Here is a 22,957-nt window from a genome sequence, read left to right as displayed (position 1 = left end):
CGGCGAGGGTGGCGTCGTACACGTTGTTCGGGTCGGCCACGCCGTCGCCGTTGCCGTCCGCGCCCCAGCGGGCCCAGGTGGACGGGATGAACTGCATCGGGCCCACCGCCCGGTCGAACAGCGTGTCGCTGTCCCAGCGGCCCCCGTCCGTGTCGCTGATGGAGGCGAAGCCGTCGCCGTTGAGGACCGGGCCCAGGATCGGGCTGAGGGTGGTGCCGTCGGCGTCCACCGCGCCGCCGCGGGCGTGGCCGGACTCGACCTTGCCGATGCCCGCCAGCACCCGCCAGTCCAGCTCGCAGCCCGGCGTCGTCTCGTCCACCGTCGCCTCGGCCCGCCGGTAGGCGTCGAGCACCGTGGCCGGGATGCCGGCCTCGGCCGGGCCCATGGCGATGGGCTCGCCGTCCGGCTCGGCGTCTTCCTTGTCCGGCTTCGCCGCGTCGAGCGGAGGCAGGTCGGTGTGGTACGGGAGCTCGGGCCGGTCCTCGACGGCGTCGTCGGCTATGGACTCGTCGGGGGTGGCGTGCTCGCGCCCCTCCCGCGGGTCGGCGCTCTCGCCGGCCAGCATGTCGGGAGCCTGCGACGCGGTGAGCGCGGCCATGGCCGCGGCCGCGAGCGCCGAACCCGAGAGTCCCTTGCGGATCCTGCCGTTACGCAACCCCACGCGCGTTCCCCTCCAACTGCCGTCTGCTGGTGCTGGTTTCACTTATCGGAACGACAGTACGACACGTGCCCGTAACGAGCCAGGACGGAAACGTGACGCTGGTGTGACGGTTGAGCAGAAAGGGCTTCACTATCCGGGAATTCCGCCAAACCTCTGTATGTCCTTTACCTGACGGCTGCTTCCGTCAATGGGCCGCGGACTCCCAGGTCACGCCCGAGCCCACCGACACATCGAGGGGGGCGCGCAGCGTCACCGCGTGCGCCATCTCGTGCCTCACCAAGTCCTCCACCTGCTCCCGCTCCCCGGGCGCCACTTCGAGCACGATCTCGTCGTGGACCTGGAGCAGCATCCGGGTGGCGAGCTTCTCGCGGCGCAGCGCGTCGTCCACGCGGAGCATGGCGATCTTCACGATGTCGGCGGCGGTGCCCTGGATCGGGGCGTTGAGCGCCATCCGCTCGGCCATCTCCCGGCGCTGCCGGTTGGAGCTGGTGAGGTCCGGCAGATAGCGGCGGCGGCCCAGCAGCGTCTGGGTGTACCCGGTGGCCCTGGCCTCCTCGACCACCCGGTGCAGATAGTCGCGGACGCCGCCGAACCGCTCGAAATACGTGTCCATCAGCTTGCGGGCCTCGTCGGCGCCGATGGAGAGCTGCTGGGAGAGGCCGAACGCCGACAGGCCGTACGCCAGTCCGTAGCTCATGGCCTTGATCTTGCGCCGCATCTCCGGGTCGACCTGGTCCCTGCCGACGCCGAAGACCTGCGAGGCCACCGTGTCGTGCAGGTCCTCCCCGGAGGTGAACGCCTCGATCAGGCCCGCGTCCTCGGAGAGATGGGCCATCACGCGCAGCTCGATCTGGCTGTAGTCGGCGGTCAGCAGCGACTCGAAGCCCTCGCCCACGACGAAGCCCCGCCGGATCGCCCGGCCCTCGTCGGTGCGGACCGGGATGTTCTGCAGGTTGGGATCGGTGGACGACAGGCGGCCGGTGGCCGCCACGGTCTGCTGGAAGGTGGTGTGGATGCGGCCGTCCGAGGCGATCGTCTTGATCAGGCCCTCGACCGTGGTGCGCAGCCTGGCCTGCTCGCGGTGGCGCAGCATGATCACCGGCAGCTCGTGCTCGGTCTGCGCCGCCAGCCAGGCCAGCGCGTCGGCGTCGGTCGTGTATCCCGTCTTGGTCTTCTTCGTCTTCGGCAGGCCCAGCTCCCCGAAGAGGACCTCCTGAAGCTGCTTGGGCGAGCCGAGGTTGAACTCGTGGCCGACCGAGGCGTGCGCCTCGGACACGGCCTGCTGCACGGCGGCGGCGAACTGCTGCTCCAGCCGCTCCAGCCAGGCCCGGTCGGCGGCGATGCCCGCCCGCTCCATCCGCGCCAGCAGCGCGGAGGTCGGCAGCTCCAGGTCGTCCAGCAGCGCGCTCGCCCCGACGTCCGCCAGCCGGACCCGGAACAGCTCCCCGAGGTCCACCACGGTCCGCGCCTGCCGCATCAGCGACTGGGCCTCGGCCGTGTCGTCCGCGCCGAACGCCAGCTGCCCGCTGTCGTCGGCGGGCCGGTCCAGCTCGCGGCCGAGGAACTCCACGCTCAGCGCGTCCAGCGCGAAGGAGCGGCGGCCGGGCTGCACCAGATACGCGGCGAGCGCGGTGTCCATGGCGATGCCCGCGACCTGCCAACCGTGCTCGGCGAAGACGCGCAGCACCGCCTTCGCGTTGTGCAGGATCTTGGGCCGGGCGGCGTCCGCCGACCAGTCCGCGAAGGCCCGCTCGTCCGTCTCGTCCAGGGTGGCCGGGTCGAACCAGGCGGCCGGGCCCCCGGCGGTGGCCAGCGCCACCGCGTGCACGCTGCCCGCGCCCAGCTTCCACGAGTCCACGGTGGCCACGCCCAGCGGCTGCCCGCCGTGTGCCGCCAGCCACGGCGCCAGGCCGCCCGCGGCCAGCACCTCGCCGTCCACCTCGACGCCGCCCGCGACGGCCGCCGCCTCCTCGCCCGCCGCGCCCGGGTCGACGGCGAACAGGCGCTCCCGCAGGTTGGGGTTGCGGAATTCGAGGGCGTCCAGCAGGCCGGTCAGGGCCGACACGTCATAGGGCTCGCGGACCAGGTCGGCCGGGCCGCAGCCCAGCTCCACGTCCCGGGCCAGCTCGGTCAGCACCCGGTTCAGCCGCACGGACTCCAGATGCGCCCGCAGGCCCTCCCCCGCCTTGCCCTTCACCTCGTCGGCGCGCTCGACCAGGCTGTCCAGCGAGCCGAACTGGTTGATCCACTTGGCCGCCGTCTTCTCGCCGACGCCGGGGATGCCCGGCAGGTTGTCCGAGGGGTCGCCGCGCAGTGCCGCGAAGTCCGGGTAGAGCGCGGGCGGCAGGCCGTACTTCTCCAGCACCTTCTCCGGGGTGAAGCGCGTCAGCTCCGAGACGCCCTTCGTCGGGTAGAGCACGGTCACCCGGTCGCTCACCAGCTGGAACGCGTCCCGGTCGCCCGTCACGATCGACACCTGGAAGCCCTCGTCGGCCGCGAGCGTGGCCAGCGTGGCGATCACGTCGTCCGCCTCGTACCCCGTCACGGCGAACCGGGGCACGCGCATCGCGTCCAGCAGCTCCCCGATCAGCTCCACCTGCCCCTTGAACTCGTCGGGGGTGGCGGACCGCGTCGCCTTGTACTCCGCGAAGCGCTCGGACCGCCACGTGGTGCGGGAGACGTCGAACGCGACGGCCAGATGCGTCGGGGCCTCGTCCCGCAGGGTGTTCGCCAGCATGGAGGTGAACCCGTAGATCGCGTTCGTCGGCTGGCCCACCGTCGTCGTGAAGTTCTCGGCGGGCAGCGCGAAGAAGGCGCGGTACGCCAGCGAGTGCCCGTCCAGGAGGAGCAGGCGGGGAGCGGTGGTCGTCTGCGATGCGTTCTCAGCCACGGTCCCGATCCTCCCACGGACCACTGACACTCCCGGCCGGCCGTGGGACGATCGTCCCCGCCCCGCCGCCGACCCCAGGGAGTGACCGCCCCATGGTCCGAAAGCCGCCCGCCGACGACCCGGCCCAGGACGCTCCCGAGGTGAGCGCCCCCCGGCACGCGGCGGCCGGCCTGCCGGCCATCGCCCACAGCGTCCGGCACGCGCGGCGGCAGATGGGCGTCGCCCGCGGCACCCGGGCGCTGCTGCGGGTGAACCAGCCGGACGGCTTCGACTGCCCCGGCTGTGCCTGGCCGGAGCCGGACACCCCGCACGTGGCCGAGTTCTGCGAGAACGGCGCCAAGGCCGTCGCCGAGGAGGCGACGCTGCGGCGGGTGACCCCGGCGTTCTTCGCGGAGCACCCGGTGGCGGAGCTGGCCGGGCGGTCCGGTTACTGGCTGGGCCAGCAGGGCCGCCTGACCCACCCCATGTATCTGCCGGAGGGCGCCGACCGGTACGAGCCGATCGGGTGGGACGAGGCGTTCGGCCTGATCGCCCAGGAGCTGCGGGCGCTGGACTCCCCCGACGAGGCCGTCTTCTACACCTCGGGCCGCACGAGCAACGAGGCGGCGTTCCTCTACCAGCTCTTCGCCCGCCGCTTCGGCACGAACAACCTGCCGGACTGCTCCAACATGTGCCACGAGTCGTCCGGGTCCGCGCTGACCGAGACGCTCGGCGTCGGCAAGGGCAGCGTGCACCTGAAAGACCTGTACCGCGCGGACCTGATCATCGTCGCCGGGCAGAACCCCGGCACCAACCACCCCCGCATGCTGTCCGCCCTGGAGAAGGCGAAGGCGGCCGGGGCGCGGATCATCACGGTGAACCCGCTGCCCGAGGCGGGCATGGAGCGGTTCCGGAACCCGCAGACCGCCCGCGGCCTGGCCGGGCCCGGCACGCCGCTGACCGATCTCTTCCTCCAGATCCGGCTCGGCGGGGACCAGGCGCTGTTCCGGCTGCTGAACAAGCTGATCCTGGAGCGCCCGGACGCCGTCGACACCGACTTCGTGCGCGAACACACCCACGGCTTCGAGGAGTTCGCCGCGGCGGCGCGCTCCGCCGACTGGGCGGAGACGCTGCGCGCCACCGGCCTGGACCGGGAGAGCGTCGAACGGGCGCTGGCCATGGTGCTCCAGGCCCGTTCGGTCATCGTATGCTGGGCGATGGGGCTGACCCAGCACAAGCACTCGGTGCCCACCATCAAGGAAGTGGTCAACTTCCTTCTGCTGCGCGGCAACATCGGCCGCCCCGGCGCGGGCGTCTGCCCGGTGCGCGGCCACAGCAACGTGCAGGGCGACCGCACGATGGGCATCGTGGAGCGGCCCACGCCCGCTCTGCTCAGCGCGCTGGAGCGGGAGTTCGGCTTCGAGCCGCCGCGCCGGCACGGGCTCGACGTCGTCAACTCGATCCGCGCCCTGCGCGACGGCGCGGTGAAGGTCTTCTTCGCCATGGGCGGCAACTTCGTGGCGGCGAGCCCCGACACCGCCGTCACCGAGGCCGCCATGCGCCGGGCGCGGCTGACCGTGCACGTCTCGACCAAGCTCAACCGCTCGCACTGCGTCACCGGCACCCGGGCGCTGATCCTGCCGACGCTGGGCCGCACCGAGCGCGATGTGCGGGCGGCGGGCGAGCAGTTCGTGACGGTCGAGGACTCGATGGGCGTGGTGCACGCCTCGCGGGGACGGCTGCGGCCCGCGAGCGACCAGCTCCTGTCCGAGCCCGCCATCGTCTGCCGCCTCGCGCGCCGCGTGCTGGGCGACGACGACGTCGTGCCGTGGGCCGGGTTCGAGCGGGACTACCGGACGATCCGGGCGAGCATCGCCCGGGTGATCCCCGGCTTCGAGGGATTCGAGGTGCGGGTCGGGCTCCCCGGCGGCTTCACGCTGCCGCACGCCCCGCGCGACGCGCGGCGCTTCCCGACCGCGACCGGCAAGGCCAACTTCAGCGCGGATCCCGTCAGCCACCCGGTGGTGCCGGAGGGGCGGCTGCTGCTCCAGACGCTGCGCTCGCACGACCAGTACAACACCACCATCTACGGCCTGGACGACCGCTACCGGGGCATCACCGGCGGGCGCCGCGTCGTCCTCGTCCACCCCGACGACGCCCGCGCCCTGGGGCTGGCCGACGGCGCGTACGCGGACATCACCAGCGAGTGGACCGACGGCAGCGAACGCACCGCGCCGGGCTTCCGGGTGGTGCACTACCCGACGGCGCGCGGCTGCGCCGCCGCGTACTACCCGGAGACCAACGTGCTGGTGCCGCTGGACGCGACGGCCGATGTCAGCAACACCCCGGCGGGCAAGTCCCTGGTGATCCGCCTCACTCCCGGCACCAGCACCGGCGAGTGATCAAACCTGATAGAACGCTGCCCATGGGAGAGTCAACGGCCACGCGTTTTCCGGCGGACATCATCGACCAGTGGGCAGGGCTCGGCATCGACCTGCCCGCGCTGTTCTCCGCGGGGACGCTGGGCGAACGCATGGGCGTGCGGATCGTGGAAGCCTCTCCGGACCGGGTGGTCGGGACCATGCCGGTCGAGGGCAACACCCAGCCGTACGGGCTGCTGCACGGCGGCGCGTCGGCCGTGCTGGCGGAGACGCTGGCGTCGGTGGGCGCCATGCTGCACGCCGGGCCGAACAAGATGGCCGTCGGCGTCGACCTCAACTGCACCCACCACCGGGCGGTGCGCAGCGGCACCGTCACCGGCGTCGCGACCCCGGCCTACACCGGGCGGACGGCCGCCACGTACGAGATCGTGATCACCGACGAGCGCGACAAGCGGGTCTGCACGGCGCGGCTGACCTGCGCGCTGCGGCCCGCCGCCCAGCAGGGGCAGGCCCCCGACCAGGCGGCGGATTCCGCGCCGTTGCCCGGCTGAAGCGCCCCACTGAAGCGCCCGGCTGACGCGCCGGGCGGGCTACTCGGCCTCGGCGACCTCGCCCAGATAGGCGGCCCGCACCCGCGGGTCGGACAGCAGGGCGGACGCCTCGTCGGACATGACGACGGCGCCGGTCTCCAGCACGTAGCCGCGGTCGGCCAGTTGGAGGGCCTGCGCGGCGTTCTGCTCGACCAGGAGCAGGGTGGTGCCCTGGGCGTTGATCTCCTTCAGGATCTCGAAGATCTGCTGCACGATCAGCGGGGCGAGCCCCATGGAGGGCTCGTCCAGCAGCAGCAGCTCCGGCTTCCCCATCAACGCCCGCCCGATCGCGAGCATCTGCTGCTCGCCGCCCGAGAGGGTGCCGCTGATCTGTTTGCGCCGCTTCGCCAGCACCGGGAAGAGCGTGAACACCCGCTCCAGGTCGTCCGGATCGGGGCGCCGCAGCCGGTAGGCGCCCATCCGCAGGTTCTCCAGGACGGACATCCGCGGGAAGACGCGCCGTCCCTCGGGGACGTGCCCGATGCCGAAGCGGACCAGCTCGTGCGACTTGATGCCGTCCACCCGCTCGCCGCGCAGCAGCACATGGCCCGAGCGCGGCGCGAGCATGCCCGAAGCGGCCTTGAGCGTGGTCGACTTGCCGGCGCCGTTGGCGCCGAGGAGGGCGACGACCTCGCCCTCGCCGACGGTCAGGCTGATGCCCTTCAGCGCCTCGATGGCGCCGTAGCAGACGCGCAGGTCGCGCAGTTCGAGCAGCGCGGGTGCCGCGGCCACGCCCTCCGGCGCCGGCTCCTTCTCCAGTCCCACGCCGCTCACGGCCGCTCCTCCTCGTCCCCGGTGCCCGCGGGCTCCGCCTGCTCGGCCACCATCTCCGCGACGGCGGCCCGGTCCTCGTCCGCGGACGCGCCGAGGTACGCCTCGATCACCGCCGGGTCCTGCTGGACCTCCGCCGGGGTGCCCTCGGCGATCTTCTTGCCGAAGTTCAGCACCACCACCCGGTCCGCGACCGACATCACCAGCTTCATGTCGTGCTCGATCAGCAGCACGCTCACGCCCAGCCGGGTGTTGATCTCCCGGATCAGGGCCTCCAGGTCCCGCTTCTCCGTCGGGTTGGTACCCGCCGCCGGCTCGTCCAGCAGCAGCACTTCGGGATCGGTCGCCAGCGCCCGGGCGATCTCCAGACGCCGCTGCTCGCCGTAACTCAGCGACGAGGCCAGCTCGTTGAGCCGCCCTTCGAGGCCGACGAAGGTCAGCACCTCGTGCGCCTTGCGGTCGCCGGCCCGCTCGTCGCGGCGGGCGTTCGGCAGGCCCAGCATGATGGAGATGGCGTCGGTCTTCTGCCGCGTCTCGGCGGCGATCTTCACGTTCTCCAGCACGGTCAGCGCGCCGAACAGCCGGATGTTCTGGAACGTCCTGGCCACTCCGAGGCGGCTCACCTTGTGCGGCTTCCGCCCGCGCAGCTCGTGGGCGCCGCCCGCGCGGGGGCGGAAGGTGATGGTGCCCTCCTGCGGCACGTACGCGCCGGTCAGCGAGTTGAACAGGGACGTCTTGCCCGCGCCGTTGGGGCCGATGACCGCCAGGATCTCGCCGCGGCGCATGCGCAGCGCCACGTCGTCCAGGCTGGTCAGGCCGCCGAAGCGCAGCGTGACGCCGGACGCGTCGAGCACGTCGTCGGCCGTCGCCGCCGGCTCCGCCGCCGCCGTGGTCAGCTCCGCCGTCATCCCCGCACACCTCCCGGCCGCGCGCCGAGCGCGTCGGCGCCGCCGACGCCTTCCTCGGCCATCTTCAGTTCGTGCTGCCGCCGCCGCGAGGGCCACAGGCCCTGCGGACGGTAGATCATCATGACGACCAGCAGCGCGCCCAGGTACATGTACCGGTCCTGCGGATCGACGCGGTCCCGCAGGAACTGCGGCAGCCACACCAGGATCGCGGTGCCGACGAGCACGCCCGGGATCGAGCCCATGCCGCCGAAGACGACGTAGGCCAGGGCCAGCACGGAGAACAGCACCACGAACTGCTCGGGGTTGACGAACGCCTGCTTGCTCGCGTAGATCACCCCGGCGATACCGGAGGTGGACGCGCCGATGGCGAACGCCAGCAGCTTGAACCGCACGGTGTCCACGCCCGTCGCCGCCGCGGCGACCTCGTCCTCGCGGATCGCGGTCCAGGCGCGGCCGATCCGCGAGTGCTCCAGCCGCAGGAAGAGGACGAGGATCACGCAGACGAAGCCCAGCTGGAGCCAGTAGTACGGCACCGGGTCCAGCGCCCACTCGTAGTGCCAGAACCCGAGGTCGATGGAGAAGCGGTCGAGGCCGTTGGCGCCGCGCGTGCCGCCGGTCAGCTCCGGGGAGTTCTTCGCCACCAGGTAGACGATCTCGTGGAAGCCGAGCGTCACGATGGCGAGGTAGTCGCCGCGCAGCCGCAGCGTGGGCGCGCCCAGCAGGACGCCCGCGACGAGACAGGTGAGCACGGCCAGCGGGATCACCAGGAAGTTGTTCAGCTCGACGGGCGGCTCGACGGGCAGGCCGCCGGTCCAGTACGCGGAGCTGTAGGCGCCGATCGCGAAGAACGCGATGAAGCCCAGGTCCAGCATGCCCGCCCAGCCGATGACGACGTTCAGCCCGATGGCGAGCAGGACGTAGACGCCGATCTGGTCGACCAGCACCTGCTGCCAGAACGTGGTCACCGTCAGCGGCAGCACGATCAGCACCACCAGCAGCGCGGCGAGCGCGCCCCAGCGGTACAGGCGCTGCCCGAGGAGCCGGGCGGAGACCTCCCGGACCGTCCCGGCGGGCCGGGCGGTGCTCTCCCGGAGGCGGGCGCCGGCGCGGGCGACCGCGTCGCCCCGGAACTCGCGGATCAGCCAGACCAGCAGGGCCGCGCCGACCCAGAGCGCGACGCCGCCGCCCGTGAAGTTCTGCTCCAGGGCGTGGAAGAGGTCGTTGCGCACGCCCTGTTCGCCGGTGACCTGTGCCATCACCACGGCGAGCGCGAGCAGCGCGCCCAGCCGGCGCCACCTGGGCCGCTGGTACCACGCGCCCCGGCGGAGCCTGGCCGCCGCGGACAGCGGCGCCTTGCCCGCCGCCGCCGTCGTCGTCGTGCCGCCGCTCATGCCGTCCTCCCCACGCGCTCGCCCAGCAGACCGGTCGGGCGGAACATGAGCACGAGCACCAGCGCGGCGAACGCGCCGACGTAGCGCCAGGCGTCGCCCCACAGCTCGACGGTGAACGACTCGACCACGCCCAGTGTCAGGCCGCCCAGCATGGCGCCGCGCACATTGCCGATGCCGCCGAGCACCGCCGCCGCGAAGGCGGTGATGCCGGGCAGGAAGCCCATCGTGTAGTCGACCTGGAGGTTGGTGCCGAAGAGGAAGCCCGCCACGCCGCCCATCAGGCCGCCGAGCACGAACGTCCGGGACACCACCTTGTCGATGTCCACGCCCATCAGCGACGCGACCTCCGGGTCCTGCGCCACTGCCCTGATGCCCGAGCCCAGCTTGGTGCGGTTCACCACGAGGTCGACGGTGACCAGCATCAGCACGCCGGTCAGCACGATGATGAACTGGGTGACGCTGACCGGGGCGCCGAAGACCTCGAAGAGCTTCTTGTTCTCGTACATCGAGGGCATCTTGATCGGGTACCGCCCGAACAGCTTGCCCGCGAGGTTGTAGAGGAAGAACGAGGCGCCGATCGCCGTGATGAGGAAGACCAGGCGCGGGGCGTTGCGTCTGCGGAGCGGCAGATAGGCGGCCTTCTCCAGGCCGAACGCGACCGCGCCGCCGAGCACGGCCCCCGCGCCGATGCCGGTCAGCACGTAGACGACGGACTGCGGGCCGGTGGGGTCGGCGGCCGGTTCCACGAGGGTCAGGGCTATGAGGCCGCCGAACCCGCCGGACATGAAGACCTCGCTGTGCGCGAAGTTCAGGAGCTGGAGCACGCCGTAGACGAGCGTGTAACCGATGGCGATGACGGCGTAGAGCGAGCCGAGCACCACTCCCAGGACGAGAACGTCCCAGCTGTCGGAAAGGGACATAGGACTGACTTCCTTGTGGGGGCGAGGGCGGGCCGGCGGGTCCCGGCCCGGCGGGGCGGAGCGGGGTCGCGCCCGCCGCCGCCGGGTCCGGGCGTCCGTCAGCCGGTCACCTCGTCGGTGCCGCCCAGGTAGGAGATCACGCCCTCCTCGACCCGGTAGAAGAAGACCGCGTCGTTGGCGAACTCACCGTTCTCGTCGAACGTGAACGTCTTGGTGAGGCCCTGGTACTCGACCCCGGCCAGCGCGTTGTACAGCTCCTCGCGGGACGGGGCGCCGCCCAGCTCCGCGATCTGCGCGATGATCATGTTGGTGATGTCGTACGCCTCCGCGGAGTACGTGCCCGGCGCCAGGCCGAACTCCTCCTCGTAGCGCTCGGCGAAGTCCGCGAGGCCCTCCTCCTCGGCCGCGTCGGTGCACGGGCAGGTGAGGTACCAGCCCTCGGCGGCGTCGCCCGCGAGGTTGATCAGCTCCTCGTCCTTGGAGCCGTCGCCGGAGATGCCGATGCCGTCGAAACCGGCCTCCTGGAGGCGGGTGGCGAACGGCCCGAGCGCCTCGTAGTAACCCGCGTAGACCAGGGCGTCCACACCGGACTCCACCACGGTGCGGGCGGCGTTGCTGTAGTCGACGGTCTCCGCGGGGACGCTGTCGTGCTCGACGTCGATGCCGGCCTCGGTCAGGCCCGCCACCGCGACCTCGGCCAGGCCCTCGCCGTACGGGGTCACGTCGTCGATCACCATGACGCTGTCCACGCCGTCCTGGCCGGCGAGGAATTCGGCCATCGCGCTGCCCTGCGCGTTGTCGTTGGGCACGGCGCGCAGGAAGGTGCCGAAGTCCTGCTCGGTCAGGGTCGGGTTGGTCGCGGAGGGCGTCACCGCGGCCAGTCCGGCCTGGCCGTAGAGCGGGGCGGAGACCTCGGTCGGGCCCGAGAAGGCGGGGCCGACGACGGCGACCACGTCGGGGTCGTCGATGGCGCTCTGCGCGGCGGTCGTGGCCTCGGTCTCGGAGCCCTGGTCGTCGGCGGCGAAGTACTCCAGCTCGAAGTCGTAGTCGCCGGAGGCATTGGCCTCGTTGATCGCGAGCTGGACGCCGCGCTCCATATTCTCGCCCAGGCCGACATTCTGGCCGGAGAGCGGTCCCTGATAGGCGATCTTGATGGTCGAACCACCGTCGTCACTACTGCAACCGGTGAGCAACAGCGCCCCGGCCGCGACGGGTATCGCGAGCCTCACGATGGATTTGTTGAGCACTTCGAAAACCCCCTGGAGCGAGCCAGACGTGTCGTCACCGCACAGTGCCCATGTGGCTGTGGCACACCGGCGCGGCGTGCAGCGGAATCTATTGCCCCACGAGCTGCACGGACACACTGTCGCGACAGATGTGATCGCCTCGTGACCTCTGGCACACGCCGGTAACAGAACACGCGTGACCGGTGAGCGGACGATCCGGACAAGACCAGCGCATCCCGGACCGGGGTACTCCGCACAAGCAAAGCGCGCCCGGGCACAAGTCCCGGGCGCGCTCCGTCCGCTCGCGCGACGCCCGCACGTCGCGCGGTGCCGTTACTTCTGCTGCTGCTTCTGGCGCTTCTCCTCCGCGTCCTGGATGACGGCCTCCGCGACCTGGTGCATGGACAGGCGGCGGTCCATCGACGTCTTCTGGATCCAGCGGAACGCGGCGGGCTCGGTCAGGCCGTACTGGGTCTGCAGGATGCTCTTGGCGCGGTCCACGAGCTTGCGGGTCTCCAGCCGCTGCGCGAGATCCGCGACCTCCTTGGTGAGGGTCTTCAGCTCGTTGAAGCGGGAGACGGCGATCTCGATGGCGGGCACCACGTCGCTCTTGCTGAAGGGCTTCACCAGATACGCCATCGCCCCGGCGTCCCTGGCCCGTTCGACCAGGTCGCGCTGGGAGAAGGCGGTCAGCATCAGGACGGGCGCGATGGACTCGCCCGCGATCTTCTCGGCGGCGGAGATGCCGTCCATGACGGGCATCTTCACGTCGAGGATCACCAGGTCGGGCGTGAGCTCGCGGGCCAGCTCGACGGCCCGCTGCCCGTCGCCGGCCTCCCCGACGACGGTGTACCCCTCCTCCTCCAGCATCTCCTTGAGGTCGAGGCGGATGAGGGCCTCGTCCTCGGCAATGACGACGCGGGTGACGTCGGGCGGGACATGAGCGCTGTCCGCCGCTCCGGGGGGTGTCGCCGGGGCGGTGGGCTCGTCAGGGACGTCGGGGGTGCTCACGATGCTCCTGTCGTTCTCTGCCAGGTAGGGGCACTCATGAGAGTACTAGTCAGCGCCGTCGGGGAAGCCGCTAGACTGACCGGGCGCCACTGGAGCCGGGTTGGTGGAACGGCATACACGGAGGTCTCAAACACCTCTGCCCGTGAGGGCTTGCGGGTTCGAATCCCGCACCCGGCACCTCGTCGTCACCCCTTGTCGCCTTTTCCGGCGATTCGCGCGCCGCGGCGGCATCCGGCCCGCACGCGATCCATGCACGATGCGTGCGCGATCCGTGTGCGCGGCATGTGAGGATGCCCACACCGGCTCAGCGGGGTGCGTCGTCCTCCCCGACATGGTGGACCCGGACCAGGTTCGTGGTGCCGGGCGTGGACGGCGGGGAACCGGCCGTCATCACCACGAGGTCGCCCCGGAGACAGCGGCCGAGGCGCAGCAGTTGCTCGTCCATCTGCGCCACCATCTCGTCGGTGGTCTGCACGGTCGGCGCCAGGTGGCTCTCCACGCCCCAGGTCAGCGTGAGCTGGGCGTGCGTGGCCGGGTCCGGCGTGAAGGCGACCACCGGGATCGGTGAGCGGTACCGCGACAGGCGGCGGGCGGTGTCGCCGCTCTGCGTGAAGGCGACGAGCAGCCGGGCGCCGAGGAAGTCCCCGATCTCGGCGGCGGCACGGGCGACGGCGCCGCCCTGGGTGCGGGGCTTGCCCGCCTCGGTGAGCGGCGACAGGCCGCGCGCGAGGATCTCCTCCTCGGCCGCGACGACGATGCGGCTCATGGTGCGGACGGTCTCGATCGGGTACCGGCCGACGCTGGTCTCGCCGGAGAGCATCACGGCGTCGGTGCCGTCCAGGACGGCGTTGGCGACGTCGGACGCCTCGGCGCGGGTGGGCCGCGAGGAGTCGATCATCGAGTCGAGCATCTGGGTGGCGACGATGACCGGCTTCGCGTTGCGCTTGGCGAGCTGGACGGCGCGCTTCTGCACCATCGGCACGTCCTCCAGCGGGACTTCGACGCCGAGGTCGCCGCGGGCGACCATGATGCCGTCGAAGGCGTCCACGATGCTCTGGAGGTCCGCCACGGCCTGGGGCTTCTCGACCTTGGCGATGACCGGCAGGAACCGGCCCTCCTCGGCCATGACGCGGTGGACGTCCTTGATGTCGTCGCCGCTGCGCACGAACGACAGCGCGATCACGTCGACCCCGGTGCGCAGGGCCCAGCGCAGGTCCTCGACGTCCTTGCCGGACAGGGCCGGAACGGAGACGGCGACGCCGGGCAGGTTGAGCCCCTTGTGGTCGGAGACCAGGCCCCCCTCGACCACGCGGGTGCGGACGTCGGAGCCCTCGACGGCGGTGACTTCGAGGGCCACGCGGCCGTCGTCCACGAGAATGCGCTCGCCCGGGGAGACGTCGCCGGGCAGGCCCGCGTAGGTGGTGCCGCAGCGGTTCTGGTCGCCGGCGATGTCGTCGGCGGTGATGACGAATTCGTCCCCGTTTTCGAGCAGGACCGGCCCTTCGAGGAACGTGCCGAGCCGGATCTTCGGCCCCTGCAGGTCGGCGAGAATTCCGATGCTCCGCCGCTTTTCCAGGGCGGCGCGGCGCACACGCTGGTACCGCAGCTCGTGCTCGGCGTGGCTGCCGTGGCTCAGGTTGAGCCGCGCCACGTCCATACCCGCCTCGACCAGCGCGGCGATACGCTCGTATGAGTCGGTGGCGGGGCCAAGTGTGCAAACGATTTTCGCTCGGCGCATACCGACAACTCTATGAGTTACCAGCCAGTAGAGAGATATCGGAAAGCAACCACTCGGCGGCCATCTTTTAAAGAGACGCCCACAACTCAAGAATGAGCGCGGCGCCGCTCTTCTGAGCTTTTTTGGTGGGTTCCCTTATCGGGGAGATAGGTGCCCCGCTCCCGGCACGGGGAAACGTTGCTCCGGAACGGCCGGTCGGGCCGCCGCGGGCCGCCGCAGCCCGAAGGTGGTGAACGCGCCGCGCTCCGGCAGCGCGTAACGCTCTTCGCCGGTCAGCGCGTTGAGGATGGTGGCGCCGCGGTGCGCGACCAGGCCGAGGTCGGGGGCGCCGACGCCGTGGGTGTGGCGCTCGGCGTTCTGGACGAAGACCGTGCCGCCGACGTCGGGGTCGAGGTCGAGCCGGTAGTGCGCGTCCACCCGGGGCCGGCCGGCGGCGTCGCGGCGGATCGCGGGGGCGATCCCGGCGAGCAGCGGGTCGAGGGGCCGCTCCCGGTACCCGGTGGCCAGGACCAGGGCGTCGGTGAGCAGGCGCCCGCGCTCGCCCTGGTCGGCGTGGTCGAGGTGCAACTCCAGCCGGGTGGTGCCGACCCGGCCGGCCGTGCGGACGGTGACCCCGGGGGTGAGGACCGCGTCCGGCCAGCCGCCGTCCGCGCCGCGCCGGTACAGCTCGTCGTGGATGGCGGCGATCGTCTCGTGGTCGATGGCCTTGTGCAACTGCCACTGCGCGGTGACGAGCCGGTCCCGGACGGGCTCGGGCAGGGCGTGGAAGTACCGCGTGTAGTCGGGGGTGAAGTGCTCCAGGCCGAGCTTGCTGTACTCCATGGGCGCGAACGCCGGGCTGCGGGTGAGCCAGTGCAGCCGCTCCTGCCCGGCGGGCCTGCGGCGCAGCAGGTCGAGGAAGATCTCGGCGCCCGACTGCCCGGAGCCGACGACGGTGATGTGGCCCGCCGCCAGCAGGCGTTCGCGGTGGTCGAGGTAGTGGGCGGAGTGGACGACGGGGGCGGTCGCGGCGGCGGGCGCCTCGGTGAGGGGGCGCAGGGCCTCGGGGACGTAGGGGGCGGTGCCGATGCCCAGCACCAGGTTCCGGGCGTGGACGCGGCCGACGGCCTCCGCCTCCCCGGCCGGGCCGAGGCGGGTGAAGTCGAGGTCGAAGACGGCGTGTTCGGCGTTCCAGCGGACGGCGTCGACGTGGTGGCCGAAGCACATCCCGGGCAGGCGGCGGCTGACCCAGCGGCAGTAGGCGTCGAACTCGGCGCGCGGGCTGTGCGTGCGCTCCGCGAAGTAGAAGGGGAAGAGGCGCTGCTGGTGGCGCAGGTAGTTGAGGAAGGACCAGGGGCTGGTGGGGTCGACCAGGGTCACCAGGTCGGCCAGGAAGGGGACTTGGAGGCTGGTGCCCTCGATGAGGAGCCCGGGGTGCCAGTGGAAGGCGGCGTTCTGCTCGAACCAGGCGGTGCGCAGGTCGGGTTGGGCGTGGGCGAGGGCGGCGAGGGAGAGGTTGGCCGGCCCGATGCCGATGCCGGCCAGGTCCAGGGGGCGGCGGGGGTCGGGGTCCTCGGTCATCGGCGACTGCCCTTCGTCTGGGATCCGCGTGCGGACGTCGGCCACACGCTATGCGGCGCCCCCCGGCGGGGCGGGGCCGTCGATCACGGTTCCCCCGAAGGGGGTACACGGACGGCCCGCGACCGGTCACGTCGGGTAGCGTGAACGCCTTTGCCCGCGGCTGCCGCGCTCCGCCGCCCGGCGGTGCGGACGCCGCTTCCCGGGACTCCCGGGCGTCCGGCAGCTCGTCCCCGTGCTGCCGTCGTCCTGCTCGACGAGGCCCCCCACGATGACGGTCCGTCAGTGCCCGAGCACGCGCAACGCCCGGCGCAGATCGTCCAGTTGGTCGGCCAGCGCGCGGCGCAGGGCGGGGGTCGGGCCGGCCGGGCCCTCCGCGGCCAGGCACTCCTCGCCGAGCCGCAGCGTCTCCGGCTCGGTGAAGCCCCTCGGGAACGCCCAGCGGCCGGCGGCCACGGCCAGGGAGTGCCCCCGGCGGGCGGCCAGGGCGGTGGCGGCCGGGAAGTACCGCGCGACGTAGGGCGCCAGGAGTCCGCGCTGCTCGGGGTGCCAGAAGCCCTCGGCGGTGGCGATGAACAGGTAGTTGGACAGGCGGTCGGCCGGGTCGAACATGGCCTCCCAGGCCGCCTCCTTCGCCCCGGGATCGGGGAGGGCGGCGCGGCAGCGGGCGGCGCTCTCCTCGCCCGTTGCGGTCGGGTCGCGGTCGGCCTCGGCCCGGATCTCCTCGGCGGTGGTGGCGCCGAGGACGGCGAGGCGGTGCAGGACGTGCCAGCGCAGCTCGGGGTCGAGGGCCGGGCCGCCGGGGACCGTTCCGGCGTCCCACCAGGCGCGCAGTTCCTCGGGCGAGGTGGCGGCGCCGACGGCGGCGCGGGCGGCGATCAGGCGGCGGGCCGGGTCGGTGACGTCGGGACCGAGGAGGCGGTGCGCCAGCCCGGCGAGGGTGGCCAGGGCGGCGGGGCGGCGATCGGGGGCGAGGAAGAGGTCCGCGATCCGGCCGAGCGCGAAGCCCAGGACGCCCTGCACGATGGCGGTGGACGGCTCGGCCGGGAGGTGGCGGGCGGCGGTCTCCAGGTAGGCCGCGGGGTCGAGTTCGCCGTCGCGGACCATGTCGCGGGCCGCGTTCCACACCACCGTGCGGGTGAGCGCGTCCGGGAGCGTGGACAGGGTGCGCTGGGCGGCCTCCCAGGAGGCGGGGTCGAGGCGGACCTTGGCGTAGGTGAGGTCGCCGTCGTTGACCACGAGGAGCGCGGGGCGGGGGCCGGGGAAGGTGTGCTCGGAGACGGCGACGGTCCCGGCCGGGGTCCCGGTCCCGGTCCCGCTCCCGGCTCCGGCGGGCAGTTCGATGTCGTGCCGCTCGCGGAGGGTGGCCAGGCCGTCGGCCGTCGTCTCGTAGGCCCCGAGCAGCAGCCGGTGCGGGCGGCCCCCGGCGTGGGTCAGGCGCACCCGCCAGCCGTCGCCGTCCCCGGTCACCTCCGGGGTGAGGGTGTCGGGGCCGCTGGTGCGCAGCCAGGCGTCGGCCCACGCGGGGACCGGACGCCCGGAGGCGCGGGCCATGGAGTCGATGAAGTCCGCGAGGGTGGCGTTGCCGAAGCGGTGGCGGGCGAAGTGGTCGTTGATCCCGGCCAGGAAGTCGGCCTCGCCGAGCCAGGTGACGAGCTGGCGGAGCGCGGAGGCGCCCTTGGCGTAGGAGATGCCGTCGAAGTTGAGCCAGGCGGACGCGGTGTCGGGCACGGCGTCGGCGGCGGGCGCGACGGGGTGGGTGGAGGGGCGCTGGTCGGCCTCGTAGCCCCACGCCTTGCGGCTGAGGGCGAACTCGGTCCACGGGCGGTGGCCGGTGGCCTCGGTGAGGACCTGGTACCCCATGTACTCGGCGAACGACTCGTTGAGCCAGATGTCGTCCCACCAGCGGAGGGTGACCAGGTCCCCGAACCACATGTGGGCCATCTCGTGCGCGATGACGACGCCGCGCGTCTCGCGCTCGGTGTCGGTGACGGCGGAGCGGTAGACGAAGTCGTCGCGGAAGGTGACCAGTCCGGGGTTCTCCATGGCGCCCGCGTTGAACTCCGGGACGAACGCCTGGTCGTAGGAGTCGAACGGGTAGGGCTCGTCGAAGATCTCGTGGTACCGGTCGAAGCAGCGGCGGGTGATGTCGAAGATCTCCTCGGCGTCCTTGTCGAGGTACTCGGCCAGCGAGCGCCGCACGTGGATGCCGAACGGGAGGCCCGCGTGCTCGGTGGTCACCGAGTGGTAGGGACCGGCGGCGACGGCCATCAGGTAGGTGCTGATCGGCGGGGTCGTCGCGCAGCGCCAGCGGCCGGGCTCGCCGGGGACGGGGGTCGCGACGCCGTTGGCGAGCACGGTCCAGTCCGGCGGCGCGGTGACGGTGACGTCGAAGGCGGCCTTGAGGTCGGGCTGGTCGAAGGCGGCGAAGACCCGCGGGGCCTCGGACAGGCAGCACATGGAGTACAGATAGGTGAGCCCGTCGGCCGGGTCGGTGAAGCGGTGCATGCCCTCGCCGGTGCGGGAGTACGCCATGTCGGCGCGGACGCGCAGCTCGTGCTCGCCGGGGGCCAGCCCGGTCAGCGGCAGCCGGTCGCCGGCCAGGTCCGCCGGGTCGAGGTCACGGCCGTCGAGGGTGGCGCCGTGCAGCGTGACGGGCCGCAGCTCGGCGAACGTGTCGCCGCCCTCGCGCGCGGTGAAGCGGATGACGGTGGTCGAGGCGAACGTGTCGGCGCCGCGGGTGAAGTCCAGGTCGATCGCGTAGCTCTGGACGGCGAGGAGACGGGCGCGTGCTTCCGCTTCGTGGCGTGTCAGAGGGGGCATGGGGGCCATGGTGCCCCAGTGCCGCCGCCGTTGTCGTCAGCTTTCGCCGCTCGTGCGGCCGGCGAGGGTCTCGTGGTGGCGGATCACCTCGGCGATGATGAAGTTGAGCAGCTTCTCCGCGAAGCCGGGGTCGAGGTTCGCGCTCTCCGCGAGCTGCCGCAGCCGCGCGATCTGCCGGGCCTCGCGGGCCGGGTCGGCGGCGGGGAGGTCGTGCTCGGCCTTCAGACGGCCGACGCGCTGGGTGCACTTGAAGCGTTCGGCGAGCATGTGGACGACGGCGGCGTCGATGTTGTCGATGCTTTCGCGCAGTCGCGTCAGCTCCGCGCGCACGTCGTCGTCGAGGTCGTCGATGCGGGTCATGAGGTCACCCTATGCTGCGGGAATGATCGCCACGCTTCAGTGCACCGTTGTGGACTGTCCGGATCCGGCCGGACTCGGTCGTTTCTACCGGGAGATCCTGGGGTGGGAGCTGGACGAGAGCGACCCGGAGTGGGTCACCCTCACCTCCCCCGAGGGCTTCCGGCTGGCCTTCCAGCTCGCCCCCGACCACCGACCGCCGCGCTGGCCGGACCCGGAGCACCCGCAGCAGTTCCACCTCGACTTCGACGTGCCGCGCCGCGCGGACGTGGAGCGGGCCCGGGAGCAGGTGACGGCGCTGGGCGCGACGTTCCTCCACGACAGCGGCGGCGCCCACCGCGGCCACCTGGTCTTCGCGGACCCGGCGGGGCACCCGTTCTGTCTGTGCTACGGCCAGATGTGAGCGTCACCCCTCGGCACCGAAGCGCTCCTCGTTCTCCTGGCAGGGCGTCGCCTTCAGCGCCTCGGTCATGAGCGGCTGGATGAGATCCGACAGCACCCGGACGGATTCGTCGTCGTCGCCGGGGTGGTCGGTCTCCAGAGTGACCAGCAGAGTGTCGATGCGGTTCGAGCTCAAAACCCCAGGCACCGTGCAGGGCGCCTTCGCCATGGCCACCCCGGGCCAGACCAGGGCATCGAATTCCCCGGGCACACTCTCCGCGTCGCTCATCTCCACATCGGTGGACAGATCGACAACGGCATGCTCGAACTCATCGGTGCCGTCCGCGTTGATTCGAACGAACTCATCGTCATCGACGGACAGCGAGCAGTACCTGGTGGCCGTACCGTCGCTGAAATCGTCGAACGACATCCCGACCTGCAATTCGGAACCATTCGGGAAAAGCGGCTCGTAGAGGTCCTCCGCCAGACTCAGGCCGCAGAATTCAGACGGCAGGGCGTAACTCCGCTCCTCCGACCCCACATCGCAGGCCACAACGCCCCAGGACAGCACCACGAGACCTACACCCACGCTCACGAATCGACGCATACCCGACTCCCCGCTATTCTCCGGCCGACTCCGGTGGCCGCCAGGCGATGTTCGTACCGAAACGCTCAAATACCGCCCTGTCAGCCGCATTGCGCAGATGGGCTCGATCACTCTCCTCATACCTACCCTGGCTGGCGACATTGACCGCATTCTCCGCCGATTCCACAGCGGCCTGGTATCCCTGGTCGTACGCGTTTCCGGCCTCTTGAGCCGCCTCTTCACTGTTGTCCCGTTCCAGGGTGGAAAAGATACTGTCCGCCAGCTCGCCCACACCCCACTCAATGACGGGTCCGGCGACCGGGTACCTTTCGGCCACCCTGCCGACTGCTTCATCGAGCACGACACTGGTCCATTGCTGAATCGTGTCGAGCCGGTTGTTGTATTCCTCGTCGCCCGCGATCCCTGCCTCATAGACAGCGTTGGCACGAGCCTCGCTCATGATCCCGGCCATCTGCGCTCCGGGCGCCACGGCATCTCCCACGTAATCGCCTCGGCTGATCCCTTCCGGAAGTTCCTCGGTCATCGCCAGGTCAACGGCAAGCGCCGTGTATGCCTGCTGCGCGCCGGTGATGATCCCGTGGGACTCGGCGTCCCTGCCCAACTGGCTGAGAAACGCGGGAAGATCCGCGTTGGTCAGGTCCACGATGCCTTCCGCCGCATCGTTGATCTCCAGGCCGCTCAACTCGGCCTGAAAATCGCCCATGTACGCCGCCGTCATCCGGGCCAGGTCCGGGCGGAGGGTGGCGAAGGTGCCGCCGTCGGCGATCAGGGCGGCCTCGTCCGCGGAGAATGTCTCGACCACCTCCTGCATGATGTTCGCGCCCTGCGGCGTCAGGTTCAGGCCGTCGACGGACGGGTCGGAGCCGGCGGGGACGCCCGTGGTGGCGGCCTGGAGGGCGGCGCCCAGTCCGCTCATCGCGCCCGCTTCGGCGATGTTCGTCGTGGACACCCCCATGGACATCGAGAGGTGATCCCAGTCGCGTTCGGTCAGCAGGTAGTTCAGCCTGTCGTTCCCGCTCACCGGCTCCAGGTAATGGGCGGCCACCTCCGGCTGTGCCCCCATCAGCCCCAGCATCGAGTCCAGCGGATCGACCGCGAACCACTCGTCCTCCTCGGCGTCGAGTCCGTCGATCGCGGTGTCGTCCGTGCCCAGTCGCCAGATGTCCGGGTCGCCGTCCTGTTCCGGGTCCTCGGCGGCGCGGATGCCGTCCGCGAGGTCGTGCAGGAAGCGCTCCGAGTACTCCCGGTCGCCCGCCTCCAGGACTGTGGCGAGCACCTGGTAGCCGCGCACGTCGTCCCGCTCGGTCAGCGCGTTCACCTCGTACTCCGCCGTCCCGGCCGCACGCAGCTCGTCCATGAACTCCGTGTAGAAACGCCCCTCCGCCGTCTCCGCCCACTCCGCGTACTCCGGGGTGCCCGGCTCGTGCGTCTCCACTTGTGTGGCCGTGTCCAGGGCGAGGGCGAGGTGCCCCCGGAGCTGTTCGAAGGCGCGGCGCGTGTCGTCGTCGTCCGCCGCCAGGCCGCCGGTGATCTGCGCGGCGGCGGCGACCACGCCCTGCCCGCCCAGCGCGTCCATCAGCGCGCGGGAGAACGCGGGGTCGTCGGCCCGCAGGTCGAGCAGGTGGTTGAGCTCGGCCACCTCTTCCCCGGACAGCTCGTCCCCGTCCGCCAGCCGGGACAGCAGGTCCTCGGCCCGCGAGCTGTCCCGCGTCGCACCGTTGAAAATGCCCGAGAGCCTGCCGTCGTCCCCTTCGGCGATGTTCGTCAGCCGCTGCCTGAGGCGCTGGTCCACCTCGTTCACCGCTTCCACCGCCCGGTCCAGGGCGGCCTGCCAGTCGTCCTGCTCGGCGAGGATGCCGCCCATCTCGGGGTCGTTGGGCCAGTCGGGATTCGCCTCCACGAACCCCCGGTAGTTGACGAGGAAGCCGGTCTCCCTGATCTCCGCCACCCGCCGTTCCAGCGCCTCCCGCGCGGCGATCAGCTCGGCCCGGCCCTCACGGATCACCTCGGCCAGCATCCGGGCCTCTTCGGTCGCCGCGTCAAGCTCGCCCCCGGTCTCGGAGAACTGCCGCCGTGCGAAGTCCCCGCTCTCCCCCGACCACACCTCGACGGACAGCCCGGCGACCTCGGCCCGGTAGCCGTCCGCCACTCCGGCGAATCCCTCCGAGGCGACGTCCAGCTCGTTCGCCGCCGTCTCCAGGGCGCCGAAGTCCTGCTCCATGATCTCCTGGTAGCTCGGCACGGGCCCGTTCACTCCCCGTCGTCCGGCAGACTGAACTGGAACGTCCCGCTGCCTTCCGGGTCGCCCACCTGGCGCATCTCGTACAAGATTTCCTGGTCCTGCCCCTGGAACGAGCCGGCCGTGGCGCGCAGCGCCTCCACCTCGGCGCGCAACTGCGTGTTCAGCGCGGCGGTCTTGCGCACCCACGCCTCCGCCACGGTGAGCAGTCCGGCACCGGTCTCCCAGTCGCTCATCCGGGCCGCCGCCACCGCCATCTCGTCGTCCGGACGGGTGGCCGCCCGTAACGCCCGTGGCATCAGCTCCTGTTCCAGAACGTCGGCCGCCGCGCGCTGTGCCTCCCAGGACACGACGAGATCCCCGCCCGCGCCGGCGCCTCCGCCGTCCGAACTGTTCAGCCGGGTCCGCGCGATCTCATCCCGCGCGTCGGCCTGTAACCGGGCCCATTCCTCGTCGAACGCGTCCGCCATGCGGTCCCCCCGAGTCTGTGCCTGCACACACGCTGTCAGCCTACCGTCGCACGCTTG

The 22,957-nt window shown here is 71.7% G+C and carries 17 protein-coding genes, 1 tRNA gene and 1 pseudogene; 4 read left to right on the top strand and 15 right to left on the bottom strand.

Annotation, left to right across the window (positions count from 1 at the left end; all coding sequences use genetic code 11):
- Window positions 1–598: pseudogene (locus ACSNOC_RS12575) on the bottom strand (hypothetical protein); the annotation flags it as partial.
- Window positions 599–845: 247 nt separating this feature from the next.
- Window positions 846–3,551 (bottom strand): DNA polymerase I, encoded by a 2,706-nt coding sequence (gene polA, locus ACSNOC_RS12570; RefSeq protein ID WP_436747452.1) that lies wholly within the window; start codon window positions 3,549–3,551, stop codon window positions 846–848.
- Window positions 3,552–3,643: 92 nt separating this feature from the next.
- Here polA and ACSNOC_RS12565 point away from each other — a divergent pair, with 92 nt between their 5' ends.
- A complete protein-coding gene (locus ACSNOC_RS12565; RefSeq protein ID WP_436747451.1) occupies window positions 3,644–5,932 on the top strand; it encodes an FdhF/YdeP family oxidoreductase in 2,289 nt (762 codons plus the stop codon).
- 23 nt (window positions 5,933–5,955) lie between these two features.
- Window positions 5,956–6,462: a PaaI family thioesterase gene (locus tag ACSNOC_RS12560; protein WP_436747450.1), complete on the top strand. Its 507-nt coding sequence runs from the start codon at window positions 5,956–5,958 to the stop codon at window positions 6,460–6,462.
- A gap of 39 nt (window positions 6,463–6,501) precedes the next feature.
- On the opposite strand, the gene ACSNOC_RS12555 is transcribed toward ACSNOC_RS12560, so the two are convergent.
- The 6 genes from ACSNOC_RS12555 to ACSNOC_RS12530 all read right to left on the bottom strand — a co-directional run bounded on the left by ACSNOC_RS12555 (window position 6,502) and on the right by ACSNOC_RS12530 (window position 12,728).
- Window positions 6,502–7,275 (bottom strand): ABC transporter ATP-binding protein, encoded by a 774-nt coding sequence (locus tag ACSNOC_RS12555; RefSeq protein WP_436747449.1) that lies wholly within the window; start codon window positions 7,273–7,275, stop codon window positions 6,502–6,504.
- Window positions 7,272–8,180, bottom strand: coding sequence for an ABC transporter ATP-binding protein (locus ACSNOC_RS12550; RefSeq protein ID WP_436747448.1), 909 nt, complete (start codon window positions 8,178–8,180; stop codon window positions 7,272–7,274). The genes ACSNOC_RS12555 and ACSNOC_RS12550 overlap by 4 nt, the downstream gene beginning before the upstream one ends.
- Window positions 8,177–9,571 (bottom strand): branched-chain amino acid ABC transporter permease, encoded by a 1,395-nt coding sequence (locus tag ACSNOC_RS12545; protein WP_436747447.1) that lies wholly within the window; start codon window positions 9,569–9,571, stop codon window positions 8,177–8,179. Before ACSNOC_RS12545 ends, ACSNOC_RS12550 begins: the two co-directional genes overlap by 4 nt.
- The gene (locus ACSNOC_RS12540; protein WP_436747446.1) at window positions 9,568–10,491 is read right to left on the bottom strand and encodes a branched-chain amino acid ABC transporter permease; all 924 of its coding nucleotides are present in this window, start codon (window positions 10,489–10,491) and stop codon (window positions 9,568–9,570) included. The genes ACSNOC_RS12545 and ACSNOC_RS12540 overlap by 4 nt, the downstream gene beginning before the upstream one ends.
- A gap of 98 nt (window positions 10,492–10,589) precedes the next feature.
- The gene (locus tag ACSNOC_RS12535; RefSeq protein ID WP_436747445.1) at window positions 10,590–11,720 is read right to left on the bottom strand and encodes a branched-chain amino acid ABC transporter substrate-binding protein; all 1,131 of its coding nucleotides are present in this window, start codon (window positions 11,718–11,720) and stop codon (window positions 10,590–10,592) included.
- 330 nt (window positions 11,721–12,050) lie between these two features.
- Entirely contained in the window at window positions 12,051–12,728 is a 678-nt protein-coding gene (locus tag ACSNOC_RS12530) for an ANTAR domain-containing response regulator (RefSeq protein ID WP_436747444.1), read from the bottom strand.
- Window positions 12,729–12,822: 94 nt separating this feature from the next.
- Here ACSNOC_RS12530 and ACSNOC_RS12525 point away from each other — a divergent pair.
- Window positions 12,823–12,905, top strand: a tRNA-Leu gene (locus ACSNOC_RS12525).
- 127 nt (window positions 12,906–13,032) lie between these two features.
- Here ACSNOC_RS12525 and pyk read toward each other — a convergent pair.
- The 4 genes from pyk to ACSNOC_RS12505 all read right to left on the bottom strand — a co-directional run bounded on the left by pyk (window position 13,033) and on the right by ACSNOC_RS12505 (window position 19,206).
- Window positions 13,033–14,466, bottom strand: coding sequence for a pyruvate kinase (gene pyk, locus ACSNOC_RS12520; protein WP_436747443.1), 1,434 nt, complete (start codon window positions 14,464–14,466; stop codon window positions 13,033–13,035).
- A gap of 135 nt (window positions 14,467–14,601) precedes the next feature.
- Complete coding sequence (locus ACSNOC_RS12515) at window positions 14,602–16,026, bottom strand: lysine N(6)-hydroxylase/L-ornithine N(5)-oxygenase family protein (protein ID WP_436747442.1); 1,425 nt, start codon at window positions 16,024–16,026, stop codon at window positions 14,602–14,604.
- A 279-nt stretch (window positions 16,027–16,305) separates the two neighbouring features.
- Window positions 16,306–18,846 carry an aminopeptidase N gene (gene pepN / locus ACSNOC_RS12510; RefSeq protein WP_436747441.1) on the bottom strand — a complete coding sequence of 847 codons (2,541 nt, stop codon included), beginning with the start codon at window positions 18,844–18,846 and terminating at the stop codon, window positions 16,306–16,308.
- 36 nt (window positions 18,847–18,882) lie between these two features.
- Window positions 18,883–19,206, bottom strand: coding sequence for a chorismate mutase (locus ACSNOC_RS12505; RefSeq protein ID WP_436747440.1), 324 nt, complete (start codon window positions 19,204–19,206; stop codon window positions 18,883–18,885).
- 22 nt (window positions 19,207–19,228) lie between these two features.
- Here ACSNOC_RS12505 and ACSNOC_RS12500 point away from each other — a divergent pair, with 22 nt between their 5' ends.
- A complete protein-coding gene (locus ACSNOC_RS12500; RefSeq protein WP_436747439.1) occupies window positions 19,229–19,606 on the top strand; it encodes a VOC family protein in 378 nt (125 codons plus the stop codon).
- Between the two features lie 3 nt (window positions 19,607–19,609).
- Here the strand turns inward: ACSNOC_RS12500 and ACSNOC_RS12495 are convergent, their stop codons facing one another.
- From ACSNOC_RS12495 to ACSNOC_RS12485, 3 genes are read right to left on the bottom strand one after another with little or no spacing between them, the layout of a single operon-like run.
- The gene (locus ACSNOC_RS12495; protein ID WP_436747438.1) at window positions 19,610–20,179 is read right to left on the bottom strand and encodes a hypothetical protein; all 570 of its coding nucleotides are present in this window, start codon (window positions 20,177–20,179) and stop codon (window positions 19,610–19,612) included.
- Between the two features lie 25 nt (window positions 20,180–20,204).
- The gene (locus ACSNOC_RS12490; protein ID WP_436747437.1) at window positions 20,205–22,433 is read right to left on the bottom strand and encodes a hypothetical protein; all 2,229 of its coding nucleotides are present in this window, start codon (window positions 22,431–22,433) and stop codon (window positions 20,205–20,207) included.
- Window positions 22,434–22,441: 8 nt separating this feature from the next.
- Window positions 22,442–22,900, bottom strand: coding sequence for a hypothetical protein (locus ACSNOC_RS12485; RefSeq protein WP_436747436.1), 459 nt, complete (start codon window positions 22,898–22,900; stop codon window positions 22,442–22,444).
- Window positions 22,901–22,957: the final 57 nt, after the last annotated feature.

Source organism: Streptomyces sp. URMC 129 (assembly GCF_051386415.1).
GTDB lineage: Bacteria > Actinomycetota > Actinomycetes > Streptomycetales > Streptomycetaceae > Streptomyces.
Note: the sequence above shows the minus strand (reverse complement) of the source record. Positions and strands in the feature narration are given on the sequence as shown.

What these genes read in the sequence shown, in the direction of transcription:
- ACSNOC_RS12560 (WP_436747450.1), top strand. Translation starts at nt 5,956, where the DNA reads ATGGGAGAGTCAACGGCCACGCGTTTTCCGGCGGACATCATCGACCAG.
- ACSNOC_RS12550 (WP_436747448.1), bottom strand. Translation starts at nt 8,180, where the DNA reads ATGACGGCGGAGCTGACCACGGCGGCGGCGGAGCCGGCGGCGACGGCC.
- ACSNOC_RS12485 (WP_436747436.1), bottom strand. Translation starts at nt 22,900, where the DNA reads ATGGCGGACGCGTTCGACGAGGAATGGGCCCGGTTACAGGCCGACGCG.
- ACSNOC_RS12545 (WP_436747447.1), bottom strand. Translation starts at nt 9,571, where the DNA reads ATGAGCGGCGGCACGACGACGACGGCGGCGGCGGGCAAGGCGCCGCTG.
- ACSNOC_RS12515 (WP_436747442.1), bottom strand. Translation starts at nt 16,026, where the DNA reads ATGACCGAGGACCCCGACCCCCGCCGCCCCCTGGACCTGGCCGGCATC.
- ACSNOC_RS12540 (WP_436747446.1), bottom strand. Translation starts at nt 10,491, where the DNA reads ATGTCCCTTTCCGACAGCTGGGACGTTCTCGTCCTGGGAGTGGTGCTC.
- pepN (WP_436747441.1), bottom strand. Translation starts at nt 18,846, where the DNA reads ATGCCCCCTCTGACACGCCACGAAGCGGAAGCACGCGCCCGTCTCCTC.
- pyk (WP_436747443.1), bottom strand. Translation starts at nt 14,466, where the DNA reads ATGCGCCGAGCGAAAATCGTTTGCACACTTGGCCCCGCCACCGACTCA.
- ACSNOC_RS12565 (WP_436747451.1), top strand. Translation starts at nt 3,644, where the DNA reads ATGGTCCGAAAGCCGCCCGCCGACGACCCGGCCCAGGACGCTCCCGAG.
- ACSNOC_RS12500 (WP_436747439.1), top strand. Translation starts at nt 19,229, where the DNA reads ATGATCGCCACGCTTCAGTGCACCGTTGTGGACTGTCCGGATCCGGCC.
- ACSNOC_RS12505 (WP_436747440.1), bottom strand. Translation starts at nt 19,206, where the DNA reads ATGACCCGCATCGACGACCTCGACGACGACGTGCGCGCGGAGCTGACG.